Source organism: Paraburkholderia phenazinium, from assembly GCF_900141745.1.
Taxonomy (GTDB): domain Bacteria; phylum Pseudomonadota; class Gammaproteobacteria; order Burkholderiales; family Burkholderiaceae; genus Paraburkholderia; species Paraburkholderia phenazinium_B.
This window is the reverse complement of record NZ_FSRM01000001.1, coordinates 3,221,677-3,241,513: the sequence shown is the minus strand read 5'-3', so window position 1 is coordinate 3,241,513 and position 19,837 is coordinate 3,221,677. Positions and strand designations below refer to the sequence as shown.

The window sequence follows — 19,837 nt, the reverse complement described above, 5'->3', positions numbered from 1 at the left end:
CTCATTGGCTACTTTGCGCCCAGCGGCGCGTGTAGTTGCGCATCGACGCGACCAGTTCGAGCAAACGCGCGTAGGCCCGTGGTTCGGTGCGCGCGCTCCATGCAAGCGCAACGGCTGTCGTGCCGAGCCAGACCACGATAGCGGGCCACGTGAGTGGAGCGAAGACGAGTGTGCCGACATACGCGAGCGCGATGATCAGCGCCGGCACGGCCAGCATGCGCGTTGGCCGGGCATCGAGGCGCGCGGCATGGAGCAGCAGCACGCCATCGAGCAGGCAGCGCGCGCTCCATGCGAGCGCAGCGCCCAGTACGCCGAAGTGTTGCAGCATCCACCACAGCAGGGCGAAGAACGGCAACATTTCGTAGGCCTGGAAACGCGCGACGATGCCGGGCTTGCCGATTGCCTGCAGGTGACAGGCAGCGAGCGATGCAATCGAGGTGAGCCAGATGCCGACGAGAATCGTTTCACCCACCGACGCGGCCCGTGCGGCGAAGTCCTGGCCCACCCACAGCGAGAGAAACGGATGCATCAGGAATATGCCGAACACGGTCATCGGCGTGAGTGCGGCGGCGAGGCCCCGTATCGAACTGGAGGAGAGCGCTGCGGCGCTCGCGGCGTCGAGCGCAGAGAGGCGCGGAAATAGCGTCCGGACAATGACCGAGGGAAAGATCCGCACACGGCCGGCGAGATTGAAAGGCACCTGATAGTAGGTGACCGCCTGCGGTCCGAGCGCGTGGCCGATCATGAGGCGGTCGGCGGTCTCCAGCAGAGGCTGCGCGAGGCTGGTCACGCTGATCCAGGCGCCGTACGAGAAGAGTTTGCCGACCAGGTCGCGGCGCGGGCCGGCGGCGAGGCGCAGCGGAAAGACGCGCCACACCGCGAACGCGGTCACCAGCAGCGCCGCGATCCCGGCCACTAGCGTGCCGTACACCAGATACCGCAGGTTCGGGCCGAAGAGAAGCGCCGCCCCAAGCGGCACGAGCTGGTACATCAGGGTGACCGGAAGCGTGACGACGTTGAGCGTGCCAAAACGCTCGCGCCCCACCAGTGCGCCGTTGAAAACGGAAATGAGGTTCGAGAGCGGCACGAGGCAGGCCACGCAGGGCAGCGCGGGCAACAACTCGTTACGCAGGTCCGGACCCATGTCGAAGTACGAGAGCAGAACGTGCATGAGCCCATACAGTGCGACGCCGCCCGCGAGACCCAGTGCGGCGTTGAGGATCAACGCGGTCCACAGGACGGCCTCGCGCTCGCGGTGCGGCTCTTCGCCGAGTTGCGCGATGCGGTTGGACGTCGCGGATGACAGCCCCAGATCGAGAAAGCCGAAATAGCCCTGCACCATCCAGACGATGGCGAGCACACCGTAGCGTGCTGCGCCGATGTAGTGCAGATAAATGGGCGTCGTCACCAGCGCGACGAACATGGGCAAGATTCCGCCGATGAAGTTGAGCGTGGCGCTGCGTTTGAGGCTGGGTCTAGCTGTCATGTGGTACTCCAATGCGCGACTTGCACATTCTGGCCGAGGCGGCCCGGAGCGTTTGTGTGTCGGCGCACGGTGGGGTGGGCTTTGCATTATTAAAATTCGCCTGCACCGCGGGGCAACGCGGTGACGGGCGTTTGCGTGCCGCAGCGGCATGCATGTTGCATGCTGCAGTTGCGTGCTGCAGTTGCGTGCGGTAGGCAGCAGTGCCGCGTTTTGTGCGCCGATAACCTGTCTTCTTGAGAAAACTGCTTGGTCCTGCGTGATGTCGTCACATCCGGTCGTCCGCAACATCGTGCGCACTATTGCGAAGAACATTCACGCGTGAGCGTACGGAAAGGCTATGAAAACGATCGCATCGAAAACGATAGCGTTCAACGGCAAGTTCTTCGGAGCGGCGCCGACGGGCGTGCACAGGGTTGCGGAGCAACTGGTCGCCGCAACGGATGCCCTGATCGCCGGGCAGGGCGGTAACGGCGTGAACTACGCCGTGGTAGTCAGAGATCGGGTCGAGATTCCGCCTTACCGCAATATTTCGTGCGTTCGCGAGAGTCATTGGGCTCGCAAGATCCACAGGATCGCGTGGGAACAAGGCTATCTTCCTTTCGCGCGCAGGAAGGATTTCATTCTCAATCTCTGCAATCTTGGGCCGCTGCTTCATCGCAATTCGGCGACGATGATTCACGACGCCCAGGTGTATTCCGCACCCGAATCCTATTCCCGGGGTTTTCGGACGTGGTACAAGTTTCTGTTCTTTTTCATCGGCAAGCGGCACAAGATCATTTTTACCGTTTCGGAGTTCTCCAAACAGGAACTCGTACGTTACGGCGTTGCCAGTGCCGACAAGATCGTCGTCGTACACAACGGTTGCGACCATGTTTTGCAGGTTGTGCCGGACGAGGGGCAACTCGCGGCATTGCGCCTCACGCCGCGACGCTATGTGCTTGCGCTCGCGAATACCCAGAAGCACAAAAACATCGGTGTCCTGCTCAAGGCCTTCGCCGATGCGGAGCTGCGGGGCGTCGAGCTCGTGCTGTTCGGTGGCGCGACACAGGCCGATTTCGAAAATCTGGGGCACGTGGTACCGCCCAACGTGCGATTTGCCGGCCGCATTAGCGATCCGGAGCTCGTTGGACTGATGATTAATGCCGGCGCGCTCGCCTTTCCGTCGCTAACGGAAGGGTTTGGTTTGCCGCCGCTGGAAGCGATGGCGCTGGGCTGTCCGGTTGTGGCCGCGCCGTTCGGCGCACTTCCTGAGGTGTGCGGCGAGGCCGCGCTGTTTGCGGACCCTTTCAGCCCGGACGCGTGGCGTCTGAATATTCTGAAGGCGCTCGACAACGAAGCCGTGCGGCACTACCTGATATCCGCCGGACGCCGGCAGGCTGACGGCTTCACCTGGAAACAGGCGGCGCGCAACCTGTGCGACGCCCTGAGGGCCGCGAACCGCTAACTTGCCTGAAGACAGAGATATTTGGAGTAAACAATGTCGATTGATGTTGATTTCTCATTGGCGCTGAATGATCGTACCGGGAAGCTTTTTTTGGGGAGGGACATTATTTCCTCGCTCGGTCACCGGATCGCGAAGGTCCGCTACGGGCGCTTTCACGGATTTCCGCCCAATAATTTCATGCGCCGTGTGGTGGGTCGCCTGACCCACAAGGAAACCATCGCGAGGGTGTATAGGCCCCGGTTGGCTTCGTTCATGCCGGTCATTCGTACGCCCCGTCCTACGTTGCATCTCGATCCGCTCAGCGTCGTGCGTCATCGCCTGGAGGCGAGGGACATCGTGCTCTGTCACGACGTCGGTCCAATCACGCATCCGCAATACTTTGCCCCGGGCGTGAATGATCTGTACAGCCAGGCTTATGAGCAGATCCGTCGAACCAGGCCTCACATGGTGTTTGTCAGCAAGACGTCCCAGCGGGAATTTCATCGGCTCTACGGCGACGATTTTGCTTCGTCGAATGTCATCTACATTCCGACCCGCTTGGGGGTAACGGAGGGCGAAGGGCGCCCGGTGGATGGACTGCAGTCCCCCTTTATCCTGACCGTGGGAAGTATCGGTGACCGTAAAAACCAGGCCCGTTGTATCGAGGCCTTCGCGGCAAGCGGGCTGGCGGAGAAAGGGTGGCGGTATGTGATCGTCGGTGGGCGCGAGCCCGGTGCGGATAACGCTATCCAGCTGGCGAAGCAAACCCCCGGGGTTGTGATGCCGGGATATACGACTGATGAGGAGCTTCGCTGGCTCTACCGTAACGCATCCGGTTTTGTGCTGATGAGTCTGCTGGAAGGATTCGGAATGCCGGTTGTCGAAGCAACGGAGCATGATTTGCCGTGCCTCGTTTCCAGCTCCAGTATTTTGACGGAGATAGGTGGGGAGGCGATGCTGGACGCCGATCCGCTTGATCCTGAATCGATCGCATCGGGTATGCGGCTGCTGGCCGACATGCCGGATGAGGAACGTGCCCGGCGAATTTCCCAGGCCCGCTCGCATCTCCTGAATTTTGCCCGCGAACCCATCCTCGCCAGCTGGAGAGAGCTGATCGAGAGGGTGAGCTGAAGCGGACAGGAAAATTACGACTGTGATGCGGGATTAGCGGACCCGCTCCAGATTGCGAACGATACGCCTGCGCACGGGAACGACAACCTTCATCACCGATGACTTCGCATTGTCGGTGCCGGGGTTCGTACCGGGCGGCTGGGGAGTGACACCGAGTTTGCGCAGGAAGTGATTGGCGGCAAAGATACGGCCACGGGCCCGGCTCGCGTCGGTCTCGTAGACGAACGCATAGGACACGCTACGTTCCGCGCCGGTTTGAACCCAATGGGGCGCGTCCTGCGGCTGATGAAAGCCATTACCGGGCACGAGGTCGAAGACGTGTTCGAGGCTCTTGTCGCGCGTGGCGAGATCCACCTGGCCGATCTCTATTTTGCCCTGCACGTAGAAATCCTCGAGTTCATCTTCCCGAACCGCACTCGGACGATAGACGTGGTATTGCTTGCCGCCCTCGATCTGAAAGAAGTGATTGATTTCCGGATCGAAATGAAACGGTGTGGTCGAGGAGGCGGAGCTGATGAAGATGGCCGATTCGAGCCGCACGATCTTTTCACCGTTGAGACCGCCGCGCAGTTCGGCCACTCTTGCAAACAGTGTGTCCAGCAGTTCTCGAAAGCCGGCGTCATAATTTTCGGGCCGCTTCAAAAGCACGCGCGTCGGCCCCATGGCAAGCTGGGCGAGCGCTTCATCCGGTTTCGACGGTTTTGCCTTGACATCGAAGAACCTGGTCCCTGGCGTGGGGGCCGAGTTGGAGACGTAATAATCCGCGGGTTTCTCACGATACTTCTTTGCCAGCTCCGTCAATGCCTCCGGCTGGAACATCGGCAGCTGATGCAGATAGTGTTTGAAACTGAACGGCGTATTGTTGAACGCGGTCTTGTAGACAGCGGGATCAACGGTCAGTAGAGCATCGGCAGAAGGTAGCATTATTGTCAATCCGGACTAGGTGAAACAACTTCTCAAACGCGGCAGAAACCGATGCCCATTCATCCAACTCCGCGTTCTGCGGCACTAACCGCCTCTGCGCAAAGCCGACCTGGCAGCTTCGCGAACGGCCTTCGCTGTCCCAAACGCCATAGCCTTGGCGCGATCCTTCACCGGGCTTTGTCCGGGTGGAGTGGGATTGATTCCAAGCTTCCTGAGGTGATGGTTGGCCCGATAGATATCCGCTCGCACGGAGTCGATAAACTGGAAGTTCACGCTCAAAGTCACAGAGATGTTGTCGGCGTTCTTCAACCAGTGGGGACAGTTGACAGGAACGTGAACGCCATTTCCGGGAGCCAGTTTGTACAGGCGCGCGCGGTCCTGCAGTTCGGGTCTGTAGTTCGGCGCGTTGTTGTCCACCGCCCAGAATTCCTCGATTTCCTCCTCTGGAAGAATTTGCCGGTCTTGACGATCGAAGACGTACAGATCCTTTTCCCCTTGGAGCTGAAGAATGAAATTGCATTCACGATCGATGTGATAGGCCGTCACCCGCTTCGGCGACGTCACGAAGATGATGATGTCTTCCCTGCTGATCTGGGGTTCGATGTGGCGTCCGACCAGATCCTTGACCTCTTCCATCGCTTGTCTGTACAGCTCGGTATAGAGCGGATCTCGTTGCGCACTTCTGAAAATGAACCAGGCGTCTGACTCTTCCAGCTGGGTTAGCGCGTTCAGTGGTGAGAACGCGCGATTCGTATCGCGCCATTTTTGACCAGGTGCGACGTTGCCCATGTCGTAGTAGAGATCAAATGGGCGCGTCTTTAGGGTTCGCTCCGCCAGGCCCATCAATTGAGGGAGTTGAAACAGCGGATGGCCCGCCAGATGGTGGGCGACCTCGAAGCTCTTCCGCTCGAAATTCTCGCGGAACAGCGAAGAGTCCGAGTCGATCCATTTGTCAGGCAATGTCGCTTCAAGTACTGGGGGAACCGTGGACATGTCCATGCGATCGCTCCTTGCAGTCTGATCAGGAAGCCGTCTCATCCAGCCGCTCGCTTGGCGGCACTGGTATTAAAATCTTTATCTATAAAACGGTACTATTTCAGGGGTTTCGAATAAACCGCTTTGTTGCAACTGGCTCATATGGCCTGAAGTGTGGTCCGTGTTTGCCCCGGCGAATGTGCGCCGTCGCTCATGTCATGCTATTTGGTTAAAGGTGTGAGTAGTGGCGCGTCTGCGCGCGTGCTTGCAGTGAAGCTCGGCTGCAGAAAGCCGAACACCTCGGCATCCGTGACCGGTTTGAGATGCAATCCGAACGCAGTGTTCAGGGAAGTGACAAGGTGTTGCGTCCAGAGGGTATTCCAGACTACGCCGGCATGTCCGTCGGCAAGGACAGCGTTGTGCGGATCATCGCCGGATGCATTGGTGATTGCCCAGCCAGGCGACAGATGCACGGTCTTGTACAGCGGACGGCCCTGGTCGTCGCGGGTGCCCCACAGACTCCTGAACCAGGCGCGATCATCGAGAAAGTGGACATGTCGATCCGCCGCGGCCAACTTGCGCAAGCCGTTGTCGAAGCGATCAAGGCCTGCGTCGATATTGGCTATCTGTCCGGCCGATTGCCAATTGTCGAACTTGATCGACCAGTCCGCATTGCTGAGCACACCCACCAGCACGATATTCGTATCCGGGTGTTTTCTGCGGATCAGAGCGACGCTCTCGGCGATTGCGCCAATGCAGGCGTTGATCGCGGCCCCGGGGCGCGAAGCATTCGGATCACGGGAGAGCTCGTCGAGGATGTCTTGCGCACCGAGATCGTTGATGCCAATCCGGATCAGCACGATGCCGCCTCGCCAGGCTTGTGGCTCGGTGTCCATCAGGTCGACGAGGCGGGGCGTCTCGCGCAACGGATGGCCCATCAGTTGATTGCAGGTAGCGCCGCTGACGGCAAAATTGTAGCGATAGTCGTCCTTGCGAGGCGCCCGGGCGAGAGCACCGAAAGCCTCGTCGAAATAGGCGCGATACTTGCCGGTGCCCCACGTCCCCCAGTCGCCGAGGTCGATCTGGTTGCCCCGCAGCCGGGCGAGGACTTCGGTCCACTGCCAGGTGGTTGCGCGCCGGGGGCCGCCTCGCATGTTCGGGTCTCCCAACATCCGCGTGTCATGGTAGGACTGGCTATCGGAATCGCCGAGCACTGCAAGTCGTATCCTGTCAGACGGCATCGGCAAGCCGGCAGCAAGGGCGGTGGGCGGCCGGCGGAACAGGTAAGGCATGGCGAGCGTGACAAAGATCAGGCCGGCCACGGTCAGTGCACCCAGAAACGCTGCCAATAGCACTCTACGCAAACGGGACATAACCCAGCCGCCTTGTCGAGTCACGTCCCGTTCTGGCGCAAAGGACTATTTTTGAAGCCACTTCTGATCTAGGCCTCGGCACGGCTCAGCAATGCTGCCGGGGCGTCCTGCTCACCCGAACTGGCTGCAACCCTGTTCGCTCCGATTCCGCCCAGGCGTTCACGCAATTGCTTGCCGATCACCGCAGAGCCGGCGGGGCGGAAAATCTGATCGTGCATGCCCGGCACCTCGGTGACGACCAGCCTGTTCCCGACCACCGGTTGCCATCCCAGGTCCCACGCGAACAGACGCCCTTTGAGCACCTGACCACTGCGGAAGATCTGGACGTCGCCGTCATAGGGTGCCGGACGGTAGCGGGCCTGCTGAGCCAGCAAATACTCGATGTACCAGCGATTCTCAGAAACCATATGCTCCGACGCATTACCCTTGATGAGGCCGAGCCTGAGAGCAAGGTCCGCGATGCCGAGCCAGCGCACGATCCGATACTGCTTGAGGAAGGTGACCATGGAGGTTTCGCCGCGCATGGCCTTGCGGAAGTCGCGCGGAATGTTGTCCGCACGCACCTGCATCTTGCGCAATTTCTGATCGTACCAGGGCATCGACTCGCGATAACCCGGGCACCATGAATCGTTGAGAACGACGAGCTCCACCGTTTCGCCCTCGCGCCGCAGCTGATGGGCCGCCTCCAGCGATAGCGAACCCAGCACGCAATGTCCCATGAGGATGTAGGGACCTGTTGGCCGGGCCAGCCTGATCAGGCGTACGGCGTCCGCGGCGATATCCTGGAAGGCCCGCGGCGGGAACTCGCGCGGCGGCCCTTCGGGCACCATCGGAATGTCGATGATGGGCCGGTCGGTGCCAATCTGCCGGGCCAGTTCGTAGAATACGGCCGTGTTGTTGAGCACGATGATCGGCGTGCCCGGCGCGTTCTCGTTGAAGCGCACGATGTTGCGCACTTTTGCCTCGATCTCGGCCTGACTCATGAAACCGCTGGCGCCGACGCCTGCCGTGAGTTTCACCGTCTCTTTCGCGGGTGCGGGTGCTGGCGAGCGCTGCGTGACGATTTCAACGGTTTCCAGCACCTCACGCCACTTCGCCAGATGACGGTCGATCGTCTCGACGTCGTAGAGGTCCGTGTCGCCTTCGCAGGAGATGCGCCAGCCATCCGGGCGCCGCACCATAAAGAAGTTGAGATCGTAGAGCGCGCCCGCGTTGAACGAGGGCGAGGTCGTCGCGGCGAAATCCTGGCGGCGAACCTCGTCGCCCATGCCGACGAAGCTTTGCTGCAGGGCGAAGTTCACCGAGCAAAGCGGCGGGCGATCTACGCCGGAAACCTCGCCGGCCATCTGCATCATCTCTTCGAACGGCAAGTGCAGATGTTCGATGGCGTCGCTAAGCTTGGCGCCACACTGCGCGATTATGGAGGCAACGGTGCTGCCTTCCGGAACATCGAGGCGCAGGATCACCGTGTTGATGAGCGGTCCGACGACGCCCTCGAGTTCCTGTTGATCGCGCACCGACATCTGCGTGCTGATCGCTACCCTGGTCTGGCCGGCCGCCGTTTGCAGCGCCATCGCGAGGCCCGCAGCCGCCACGCTGAACAGCGTCACGCCCTGGGCCTTGGCGGCCGCTATCAGGCGATCGCTCAGCGCAGCGGGCAACAGAATGGAGCGAATGACGCCCTGGAAGCGCCGCTCCTGCGGCCGGGGACGATCGCCAGGAACGTCGAAGCGGCTGAAACCCTGAAGCTCCTGACGCCAATGGGTGCGGGCGCGATCGAGCGCGCCGCTGGTCAGGAACGCTTCCTTCCACAACGCGTAGTCGCCATGATGAAGGTCGACTTCGGGAAATTCGGCGTCATGGCCGGCATGCAATGCGGCAAGGCCTTCCACTAGCTCGCGCGTGAGGATTGCGAAGGACCAGCCGTCCATCACAAGCGAGTGGAAGGTCAGCTGCAATTCGCCCTGCGTGTTCGACCGTGGCAACCACACGGCGCGGAAGAAGGAGGGGGACGACAATGCGAAAGGCGTGCGAGCCTGCTGTCTGCCGACACGTTCGTCCTCGGCAAGAGCAGCCTTCTCGTCGAAACCGGCAAGGTCGACCACTTCGAGCTGGAAGGGCGCGAAGCTCCAGACCTGCTGCTGCAGCCCCGCACCCGTCATCAGGAAGCCAGTGCGTAATATCTCGTGCCGTGCAACCAGTTCGCTGAGTACGCGTTCGATCCTCGCGGCATTCAGCGGCCCGGACAACTGCAGCCGGAAGGCGATATTGAGCGCGGACGCCTTCGGCGATGCGTTCTGTTCATGCCAGAACCGCACCTGGCAGGCGGTCGCCGGGAACAAGGCGAAGCTGGCTTCGCTCTCGTCGGTCTCGGCGATCCTTAAGGCTATCCCGTTCATTGCTCAGATCCCCCCCGCGTTCTTGCGCTTGAAGTTCAGGATCGATGGCCGGTTCACCGCAGGAGCCTCCATCGATTCGTTCTCCTGCGTGCCGTCAAGGCTTGCCGCCAATTCGGCGATCGTGACATTCTTCATGAGCTGACGGGCATCCACGCCCAGTCCGCGCTCGTTCATTCGCGCGACGATGCGGAACAGCTGCAGGCTGTCTGCGCCGAGGCTGAAGAACTGCTGGTCGATGCCGACATGCTGCAGGCCGAGCACGTCTGCCCAGATCGCCGCGAGGGTAGCCTGGGTCGGCGTCATCGCTGCTGGTTTGACCACGATGAGTTCGGGCTCCGCCGGTTCCATCGCGGCTGGTTCCACTGGCGTGGAGGCAGGCTGAACCACCTTGAGCGCAGCGTGTGATTGACGTACAGGCGCCGCCACCATATCCGCCGTCGGTACCGGCAGCGCTTTACGGTCGAGCTTGCCGTTGCTGGTCTGCGGCAGCGCGTCGAGCGTCATCCACAGAGTCGGCACCATGTAGGCCGGCAGTTGCGCGGCAACGTGTGCTGCGACCGCGCCCTGGTCGGTCTTGTCCGAGGCCGTCTCGACGATGTAGGCCGCGAGGCGAGGGCTGCCGTTGACCGTATGCAGGGCCACGGCTGCCGCAGCGACGCCAGGCGCCTTGCGCAGGGCAGCTTCGATATCCTCGATCTCGATGCGGAAGCCGCGCAGCTTGATCTGCTGGTCGCGACGGCCGAGGTGTTGCAACGAGCCGTCGGCGAGCCGTTTTGCGAGGTCGCCCGTGCGGTAGAGCCGGCTCGGCGCAGCGCCCTCGATGGCCACCTGCCTGAAGGCGGCGTCGGTGAGATCGGTACGGTTGAAATAGCCCTTTGCGAGGCCTTCACCGCCGATCCACAGTTCGCCGCTGACACCTTGCGGCGCCAGACGCAGGTCGTCTGTCAGCACATGCAGTTGCGTATTGGCGAGCGGGGCGCCGATCACCACCGGTCCGTTGGCAACGACACGCGAGGCCGCAGACCAGATCGTCGTTTCGGTCGGACCGTAGAGGTTCCAAACCTGCGCGCCGGTCGCCAGCAGGTCGTCGGCGAGATCGCGCGGCAAGCCTTCACCGCCGCACAGGATCTTGAAGCTCTCCGGTGCCTTGAAGCCCGCTTCCAGCAGCATGCGCCAGAGCGACGGGGTTGCCTGAAGCGCGGTGGCGTTCTGCTCCTTCAGCCGGGTCACCAGCTCGAAGCCGGTGCGTACTTCCTCATGACCTGCAATGAAGGTCTGTCCACCGACGATGAGCGGCAGGAACAGTTCGAGACCGGAAATATCGAAGGAGAAGGTAGTAACCGCGATGATGCGGTCGCCAGCCGTGAAGCCTGGCGCTTCCTTCATCGACAACAGGAAGTTGCTCAGGCCGCGATGGGGAATATCCACGCCCTTGGGCTGGCCGGTCGAGCCCGACGTGAAGATCACGTAGGCCGAATCGGTATCCGGCACGAGGGGCAAAGACACGGCCGCGTCGTCGCGTTGCGCAAGCAGAGCCTCGAGTTCCAGCACGCGATGTTCGCCCGCTTCCAGCACGGTGCGGCTTGCGCTATCGCTGAGGATGGCGGCAATGCCGGCACCGTCGAGAATCTGGCGCAGGCGCGCAGGCGGCATCGTCATGTCGAGCGGCACGTAGGCGCAACCGGCACGCCACACGCCGATCATGGCGGCCACGGTCATCGCCGTGCGGTCCATTGCGATGGCGATGCGTCCGCGCGGTGCGATACCCGCCGCCACGAGTCTGCGGGCGATCTGGCTGGCGCGTGCATCGAGCGCGCCATACGTCAGGCGCGTCGTCTCGTCCGACACGGCTGCGGCGTCGGGGGTCTGGCGGGCCTGCGCGGCGATCAGCGCGGCGGTCGTCTGCGAGAGATCGTAGGCACGGCCGGAAGCGTTCAACTCGTCGCGCAGGTGGCGGATTTCGCCATCGTTGAGCAGAGGCAGTGCCGCAACCGGCGTTTCGGGATCGTGGGCGATCGCCGTCAGCAAGGTTTCGTAGTGGCCGAGCCAGCGCTGGATCGTCGCCTCGTCATAGACGTCGGTGTTGAAGTCGCAATCCAGACGAAGTCCCTGCGCCGATTCGATGACGTTCAGGAACAGATCGAAGTTGCTATAGGCCTTTGCGTTCGGCGCAAAGCGCGTGGTGACGCCGGCCATGTCGAGCTGCCCGTCGACCTTCTCCAGATTGAACTGCAGATCGGTCAGCGGAAGCCGGTTGAAGTCACGCTTGATACCGAGCTCGCGCACCAGCGCGCCGTAGGTGTAGTTCTGCCGGTCGCCGGCGTCGAAGAGGTGATCGCGCACCGCCTTCATGTGCGCGGCGAAAGGCTTGTCGCCATCGAACCTGACGCGCAATGGCAGGAAGTTGACGCAGTGCCCGACCAGCAGCGCTTCGCCGGCTTGCGACTGACCTGCCATCGGTGCGGCGATGACGACATCGTCCCTGCCGGACAGACGGCCGAACAGTACTTGAGCGGCGCCGAACAGGGCGGCAAACAGCGAGCAGCCCTGCTTCGACGCAGCGGTTTTGACCTGCTTGAGGAGATCGGCACCCAGATGACGTGTCGTCGATGCACCGTTGAAGGTCTTCACCTCTGGGCGTGCGCGGTCGCCGGGCAAGTCGAGTTGCGGAGCGGGCTCGCGATGAAGGTTCAGCCAGAACTCGCGCGTCTCCTTGTCGATGCCGGCCTCGTCCTGATCCTTGGCAAAGGCGAGAAAGCTCTGCACTTCGTCGAGCTCAGGCGCTTGGCCTGAAATTTCGGCCGAGTAGAGCGCTTGCAGATCGCGCAGGACGATGTTGATCGACCAGCCGTCGCAGACGATGTGGTGCGCGGTGAACACGAACGCCCACTTCTGGCTTTCCAGACGGATCAACGCGGCACGCACGAGCGGAGCGCGGGTGAGATCGAACACCTCACGCGCTTCCGCATCGACGAGGGCCTTGAGATCGCCGGCTGCATCGGCGTGGCCGGAGAAGTCGATCCTTTCCAGTGGCACGGTCGTCGCTGCATCCACGAACATCGTATCGCCGACGCGTGAGAAGTGAGCGCGCAACGCATCGTGACGGGCAATCGTCGCCGCGAAGGCGCGTTCGAAAGCCGCTTCGTTCAGGTTGCCCATGAGCTCGAGCGTGAAGGACTCATTGAACGCGAGCGATGCTTCGTGGCCGAGCTGGGCCGACATCCAGATCTCTTTCTGCGGCTCGGTGAGCGGCGACTGCGTGAGTGGCTTCGCTTCGACCGGAGCCGTGAGAGACGGTGCTTCCTGCGTGCTTCCGAGAATGCCGACGCTCTGGAGTGCGCGAATGCTTTCGACGAAGGCATCGCCGATCTTGCGAATGTCCTCATCCGAATGGCTGGTGGTCAGGAAGCAGGGGAAGCCTTCCATGATGTGCACGCCAAGGTAACGCATGTAGGCATAGAACAGACTGCCCAGACGATCCTCGCCTGCGAAGCTGATATAGAACCAGCTCGAGAAGGATTCCGCCCGCGTGGTGATGCCGACTTTTTCCAGATGCGTGTTGATGCGCTGTACGAGGCCCTCCATGCGTGCACCGAGCGATTCCTGCAGCGCCGGACCGGCCTCCTTGAGATGCAGGAGAACGGCTTTCATCGCGGCCAGCACGACCGGGTGGCGCACGAAGGTGCCTGCGAAGAAGGTCGGCGGGACTTCGGGAACCGACGCGTCGCCGAATTGCCACTGGCCGCCGTCGAGCGCATCCATGTACTGGGCGCTGCCGGCGAGCACGCCGACGGGCAGACCGCCGCCGACCACCTTGCCGTACGTCGCCATGTCGCCCTTGATGCCCCAGTAGCCTTGCATGCCGGCCGGGTGCACGCGAAAACCCGTCACAACCTCGTCGACGATCAGCGCGGACTCGTTGGCCGCGGTGACCTCGCGCAATTGCTGAACGAATTCCTTCGGCCGCAGATTGGGATGGCGCGACTGCACAGGCTCGATCAGGACCGCGGCGATATCGTCGATGTTGGCCTTGATCCACTCGAGGCTTTCGGACCTGGCGTAGGGCAGCACGACCATGTTGCCCACGGAGCTCTGCGGGATGCCGGGTGCGAGCGGGAACGCACGCGGCACGCCGGCTTCGCTGCCCGGCTTGACGAGCACTTCGTCGAACTGGCCGTGATAGTCGCCGTCGAAGCAGACGACCTTCTCCTTGCCCGTCACGGTACGCGCGAGACGCATTGCTGCCATCACGGCTTCCGAGCCGGTATTGCAGAAGGTGACGCGCTCATGGCCGGTCATCTCGGCGAACATCTGGGCGACCTCGCCCGCAAGCGGCGACTGCGGTCCGATGGCGAAGCCTTCCGCCATCTGCGCGTTCACCGCTTCGACCACGAAATCCGGCGTATGGCCAAACGCGGTCTGGCCGTAGCCGTTGACCACGTCGATATATTCATTGCCGTCGACGTCCCAGATCTTCGAACCTTTGGAACGCTGGGCGACGATCGGGTAGACGAGTTCCTTCCATTCCTCGCGGAAGCCGCTCGCGGTGCGCGGATCGGCGAGCACTGCACGATAGGTCTGCGTACGAGCTTTGGAGGTGGCTGTTTTGGCCGAGTAGCGGACCGACAGGTCGGCGATGAACGCCGTCTGCGCATCCGTGATCTGCGCCGAGCTGGATGCGCCCGGCTTGTACGCGGTGAAGCGCGTCGGCCGGTTCTCCTCGAACTTGATCTCGGGGGCAGCGGCCCGCGCGGGCACTGCGGCTGGCCTTGGAGCCACGGCCGGTGCCGGCGCGGCAGGGGCCTGCGTGGCCACAACAGTCGCTGCCACAGGCTGCTGGACGGCTGCCGGTGCGCCTTGCAGCAGGTCGAGCTGACGCGACATCAGCGACTGCATCGCCGCGAGCTGATCGCGGAACACCGATTGAATGTCGCCCGTGGCCGGGGTAGCCGCAAACGGAGCGGCCGCTGCCACAACAGTGACCGGTGCGGCCACGCTGGGCGCGCTCGGCGCTGCAACGGCAACTGCCACTGCGGCAGGCGCGGCCTCGGCCACGACCGGCGCGACCTCCGGTTCCGGGTCAGGCGGCAATGCGCCATCGAGGAATTGCGCCAGGGCGGGCAGCGTCGGGTAGTCGCTCATGATCTGCCGGAAGCTGATCGTGACATCGTAGCGGCGGCGAAGCTGGCGGGACACCTGTCCCATGAACAGAGAGTCGTAACCGAGATCCCAGAAGGTCACGTCCGGATTGGACGTATCCGGCGCCTCGCCGGACATCTCGGCGAGCAGTGATGCCAGTTCGGCAATGAGACGCGGTTTGCGGTCGATTTGGTCAGTATGGGCCATGGCGGTCTGAGGAATGTCGGTTATGACGTCGGACGAAGCTGGAGCGGCGAGCGCCGCGGCGGGCATCGTCGTGTGATGTGAAGAAGCGGTTGCAGGGGCATCGATCCAATGCCGTTCCGGTTCGAACGGATAGGTCGGTAGCGAAATGCGGTGGCCGGCTTCGGCCCGGACGGTTTGCCAGTTCGGCGTGACCCCGTTCAGCCACAGTCGCCCGGTCGCTTCGGCGAGGACTGGGAGTTCACGGTCGCGCATGGCGAAATCAGGCAGCGAGGCAATCGCGCCCAGATGCCGGTCCTTGGGCAACCCCTGCATGACGAAGGTCGACAGTGTCCGGCCGGGACCGATTTCGAGAAGCAGCGGTTTGCCCTCGGCGGTCACCGTAGCCAGTGCATCGCTGAAGCGCACGACATTGCGGCAATGACTGGCCCAGTAATGTCCCGGCACCGGCTGATCCATCGACGCCCACTGTCCGGTCACCGAGGACACGTACGGGATCTTCGGCCTTGCGAAAGAAAGACTGTCCGCGAGCTTCGCGAGATCGTCCACCACACCGGACATCATGCGCGAGTGGAAGGCATGAGACGTATGCAGCCGTCGATGGTCGATATCGCCCGCTTTCAGCGTGGCTTCGAAAGCCTCGATCGCGGCGAAGGGGCCCGCTACGACGCTGAGCGATGGCGCATTGACTGCGGCCAGATCGACGTCGGCGGGCAGAAGGGGGACGAGGTCCGTCTCGGACAGGCGTACCACCAGCATCGCGCCCGGTTCGGCCGACTGCATGAGCGCACCGCGCCTGGCGATCAGGTACAGCGCATCCTCGAAGGTGATCGCCTCGGCCACGCAGGCCGCGACCAGTTCGCCGATGCTATGGCCGATCATGGCCGTCGGCTTGATGCCGCGCGACATCCACAGTTGCGCCAGCGCGTATTCGACCAGGAACAGGGCCGGCTGCGCGTAGAGCGTCGAACGGATGGGATGCGGGGTATCGTCGCCTTCCGGGGAGTCGCTCAACAGCAGGGTGCGGATATCCAGGCCCACATGCGGAGCCAACGCTTCGGCACCCTTGTCGATCCACTGGCGATAGACCGGCTCGGTGCGATAGAGCGCTTGTCCCATGCCCGGGTACTGCGCGCCCTGGCCAGGAAACATGAACACAACCGGAGGCGTGGCTTGAGGGGCCTGTGCTTCGATCGCTCCTTTGACGAGCCGGGCCTGAGCCTGGTCGACACTGTCCGCGATGACGACGGCGCGATGCGCGAAGTCACGGCGACCCGTTTGCAGCGTCGCGGCCACGTCTGTGAGCGAGACGCCGGGGTTGGCGGCCAGATGCCCGGCGAGATTGGCCTTGGCCCGTTCGAGCGCTGCCGCGCTCCGTGCCGAGAGCGGCAAAATCTGCAGCGCTTCTGGTGGCTTTTCTTGCGGCTCACATGCGGCGTCGACACGGCGCGGCGCTTCTTCCAGCACCACGTGCACATTCGTGCCGCCGACGCCGAACGAACTCACGCCGGCGCGACGCGGCGTCGCGCCGGCAGCCCAGGCGTTCGCGCCGACGTTGAAAAAGAAGGGGCTGTTAGCGACATCGATGCCCAGGTTGGCTGAACGGAAATGCAGGAGAGGCGGCAAGACCCGGTCGCGCAGTGCGAGCGATGCAGCGATGAAGCCCGTCACGCCGGCGGCCGCGTCGAGGTGGCCGACATTGGCCTTCGCCGAGCCAAGGGCGCAGAACTGGCCGCCTTCGACGCCGCCGAGACGAAATGCCTGCACGAGGCCGGCGAATTCGATCGGGTCGCCGAGCGGCGTCGCCGTACCATGAGCCTCGACATAGCCAATGGAGGCTGCATCGACACCGGCTTCGGCGTGCGCGATCGCAATAGCGCGAGCCTGGGCATCGACGCTAGGCGCCGTGAAGCCGACCTTGTCGGAGCCGTCGTTGTTGATGCCGACACCACGGATCACGGCATAGATCGGATCCTCGTCGGCGATCGCGTCCTCGAGACGTTTCAGCAGGACAACCCCAGCGCCGCTGCCGAATACCGTGCCCTTGGCCTCGGCATCGAACGGGCGGCACACGCCGTCGGGCGCGCCCATCCCGCCTTCTTCATAGTAATAGCCGCGCTTTTGCGGGAAGGTGATTGACACACCGCCGGCCAATGCCATGTCACAGCGGCCCGAGCGCAGGTTCTCTACGGCAAGACCAATTGCAGTCAGCGAGGTCGAGCAGGCCGTCTGCACTGAGAGAGCTGGTCCCTTGAGACCCAGCTTGTACGCGGTGCGCGTGGCGACGAAGTCACCGGCCCCGACCAGCTTTTGATACTCGCCGATCTGGAACTGGCTCGTGAACTCGTCGATGACGCCACGGTCCGTCAGCACATGCTTGAGGAAGTAGGTGTTCATCGAGGTGCCGGCGAATACGCCGACGGCGCCAGCGATCGTCGCCGGATCGTAGCCGGCATCTTCGAACGCCTCCCAGGCGATCTCGAGGAACAGGCGCTGTTGCGGGTCGGTCAGCGCTGCCTCGCGCGCGAGCATCCCGAAGAAGCCTGCATCGAAGCGGTCGACGTCGGGGAGTATCGGCCGTGCCTTGACATAACTGACGTCGCGGCGCGAGCTCTCGTCGAAACTGTCTTCCAGTTCCGCCACGTCGAAATGGGTGATGCAGTCGCGTCCCGCGAGGATGTTGGCCCACAGCTCGGAGACATTGCGCGCGCCCGGAAACCGTCCGGACATGCCGATGACGGCGATTGCCCCGCCCTGGGCATCCCGGCGTTGCCGGATTGCCTCGTTCTTTACCGCTCCGAGGGTGGTGCGCAGGTGCGCGGCCAGCGCCTCGACATTGGGATGGCGAAACAGATCCACTAGCGCCATCTTTGCCGCTACATCGCGCGCGATGATGGCGTGGGCCCGCATCAGATCCAGCGAGCGCAGTCCAAGGTCGAAGAAGTTCGCGCGGCGATCCACGGGGTTGCCGAGAATTCCCTCGAACACGGCTGCCAGCTTGCCGGCGATATCGTCGTCCACCTGCTGCGCCGCAGCTGATGCGGCTGCACGCGCATCGGCCTGCGCGAGTTCCTCGAGCAACGCTTTGCGGTTGACCTTGCCGTTGGGCGTAAGAGGAAAGGCCGACAGGACACGCAACTCCGTCGGCACCATGTAGTCGGGCAATGCAGTCTTGAGGTAAGCGCGTAGCCCGGCGAGGAAGACTTCAGACTCCGCCGCATCGGCCTTCACGAAGCCGGCGATGGACTTGCCTCTGCGGCCATCGAATGCCGCCACCGCCGCATCGGCGACGCCGGGAGCCGCACGCAGGGCATGTTCGATTTCATCGAGCTCGATACGTTTGCCGGCGATCTTGATCTGCCGGTCGTTGCGACCCAAGAAATCGATCGCACCGTCCGGGCGTCGGCGCACCAGGTCGCCGGTGCGATAGAGCTTGCCGCTGGGGCTGAAGACGTCGTCGACGAACTTCTCCGCGCTCAGTTCGGGGCGATTGAGGTAGCCGAGCGCCACGCCGTCACCGCCCACGACGAGCTCACCGACTTCTCCTTCGACAACCGGCACGAGCTTCTCGTCCACGATATAGACGCGCGTGCCCGCGATGGCGTCGCCGATCGGAATGGCGTCGCCATTTGCCAGGGCTTCGCCACTGCGCGGAATGCGGTAGCAGCAGGAGAAGGTCGTGTTCTCGGTCGGGCCGTAGCCATTGATGATCTGCAGCTCGGGATGCGCCTCCATGACCTTGCGGATATGGACGGGCGACAGCACGTCGCCGCCGGTCAGCGCCTCCTTGAGCGGAAGAAAGGCTTCCGGCCGATAGTCGGCGAGCGCATTGAAAAGGCCGGCTGTGAACCAGGCGCCGGTCGCGCCGAGTCGCGCAATCTCGGAGGCGATCGTGTCGAGTGAGGGCTGAACCTCGTTGATGATCGCAGCGCACCCGCCGTTCAGCAGCGGACCCCAGATCTCCAGCGTACTGGCATCGAAAGCGAGCGGCGCCAGGTTGAGGAAGCGCGTCTGCGGCGACAGCTCAGCGAAGCTCTGGCCATGCACGAGACGCAGAATCGCGCGGTGCGGCACGATCACGCCCTTGGGTTTGCCGGTCGAGCCGGAGGTGTACATGATGTAGGCGGGGTCGTCGCGGCCGCAAGCCTGGAGCGGAGCGGGATCCACCGTCTCCGCCGATGTCACGATATCCGACAGATCGACCGCCGCGCCATTCAGGTCGCCGACGCTGGCGAGAGCCGCCCCTTCCGCGATGATGAGCTTGGGCGAGCAATCGGCCACGATGAAATCGAGTTGTGCGCGGGGATAGGCCGGATCCAGCGGCACGTAGACGGCGCCGACGCGCAGGATCGCCAGCATCAGGGCCAGCGTGTCGCGACTGCGTGGAACCATGATGGCGCAGCGCTCGCCTCGTTCCAGTCCCATGCGGGACAGGACGGTGGCAAGGCGGGCCGACCGTTCGCCGAGGTCGGCATAACGCTCTTCACCCGTTGCGTCGATCACAGCAAGATGATCGCGAAACTCTGCACATACGACATCGAAGCACGCTGCCACGCCAGGTACATGACCTGCCCCGTTCGGCAAGTCGCCTGGATAGTTGTCTCTGTGTGACATTTGCCGCTCTCTAATAATTTAGATGAAGGCCTTGTACTGAGCTACGCCTGGCCATTAGCGCGCAGCTAGCGCACATAACGGCGGCCGGTCCCGGCAGGCGCAAGCAGCACGAGGCTCTCTGCACCTGACCCGTGTCTCAAGCGCGAAAGATGCTGTAAGTGAAAGTTAA

General features: G+C 62.9%; 8 protein-coding genes. 2 read left to right on the top strand and 6 right to left on the bottom strand.

What is annotated here, in order from left to right:
- Position 1: 1 nt before the first annotated feature.
- The gene (locus tag BUS06_RS14655; RefSeq protein WP_074264921.1) at positions 2–1,486 is read right to left on the bottom strand and encodes a flippase; all 1,485 of its coding nucleotides are present in this window, start codon (positions 1,484–1,486) and stop codon (positions 2–4) included.
- Positions 1,487–1,823: 337 nt separating this feature from the next.
- Here BUS06_RS14655 and BUS06_RS14650 point away from each other — a divergent pair, with 337 nt between their 5' ends.
- Together BUS06_RS14650 and BUS06_RS14645 are read left to right on the top strand one after the other, a co-directional pair.
- Entirely contained in the window at positions 1,824–2,930 is a 1,107-nt protein-coding gene (locus BUS06_RS14650) for a glycosyltransferase family 4 protein (RefSeq protein WP_074264920.1), read from the top strand.
- 33 nt (positions 2,931–2,963) lie between these two features.
- Positions 2,964–4,040, top strand: a complete 1,077-nt coding sequence (locus tag BUS06_RS14645; protein WP_074264919.1) for a glycosyltransferase family 4 protein — start codon at positions 2,964–2,966, stop codon at positions 4,038–4,040.
- Between the two features lie 33 nt (positions 4,041–4,073).
- Here BUS06_RS14645 and BUS06_RS14640 read toward each other — a convergent pair whose 3' ends face one another.
- The 5 genes from BUS06_RS14640 to BUS06_RS14620 form a co-directional block, all read right to left on the bottom strand.
- Positions 4,074–4,964, bottom strand: coding sequence for a hypothetical protein (locus BUS06_RS14640; RefSeq protein ID WP_074264918.1), 891 nt, complete (start codon positions 4,962–4,964; stop codon positions 4,074–4,076).
- Between the two features lie 84 nt (positions 4,965–5,048).
- Positions 5,049–5,963: a transcriptional regulator gene (locus BUS06_RS14635; RefSeq protein WP_074264917.1), complete on the bottom strand. Its 915-nt coding sequence runs from the start codon at positions 5,961–5,963 to the stop codon at positions 5,049–5,051.
- A gap of 197 nt (positions 5,964–6,160) precedes the next feature.
- Positions 6,161–7,312 (bottom strand): SGNH/GDSL hydrolase family protein, encoded by a 1,152-nt coding sequence (locus tag BUS06_RS14630; protein WP_074264916.1) that lies wholly within the window; start codon positions 7,310–7,312, stop codon positions 6,161–6,163.
- Positions 7,313–7,380: 68 nt separating this feature from the next.
- Entirely contained in the window at positions 7,381–9,711 is a 2,331-nt protein-coding gene (locus BUS06_RS14625; protein ID WP_074264915.1) for a condensation domain-containing protein, read from the bottom strand.
- Positions 9,712–9,714: 3 nt separating this feature from the next.
- Positions 9,715–19,668, bottom strand: a complete 9,954-nt coding sequence (locus BUS06_RS14620) for a hybrid non-ribosomal peptide synthetase/type I polyketide synthase (RefSeq protein WP_074264914.1) — start codon at positions 19,666–19,668, stop codon at positions 9,715–9,717.
- Positions 19,669–19,837: the final 169 nt, after the last annotated feature.

Bases quoted from the DNA above. Each gene is read 5' to 3' on its own strand.
- BUS06_RS14655 (WP_074264921.1), bottom strand. From the start codon at position 1,486: ATGACAGCTAGACCCAGCCTCAAACGCAGCGCCACGCTCAACTTCATC.
- BUS06_RS14650 (WP_074264920.1), top strand. From the start codon at position 1,824: ATGAAAACGATCGCATCGAAAACGATAGCGTTCAACGGCAAGTTCTTC.
- BUS06_RS14625 (WP_074264915.1), bottom strand. From the start codon at position 9,711: ATGAACGGGATAGCCTTAAGGATCGCCGAGACCGACGAGAGCGAAGCC.
- BUS06_RS14630 (WP_074264916.1), bottom strand. From the start codon at position 7,312: ATGTCCCGTTTGCGTAGAGTGCTATTGGCAGCGTTTCTGGGTGCACTG.
- BUS06_RS14645 (WP_074264919.1), top strand. From the start codon at position 2,964: ATGTCGATTGATGTTGATTTCTCATTGGCGCTGAATGATCGTACCGGG.
- BUS06_RS14635 (WP_074264917.1), bottom strand. From the start codon at position 5,963: ATGGACATGTCCACGGTTCCCCCAGTACTTGAAGCGACATTGCCTGAC.
- BUS06_RS14620 (WP_074264914.1), bottom strand. From the start codon at position 19,668: ATGTCACACAGAGACAACTATCCAGGCGACTTGCCGAACGGGGCAGGT.
- BUS06_RS14640 (WP_074264918.1), bottom strand. From the start codon at position 4,964: ATGCTACCTTCTGCCGATGCTCTACTGACCGTTGATCCCGCTGTCTAC.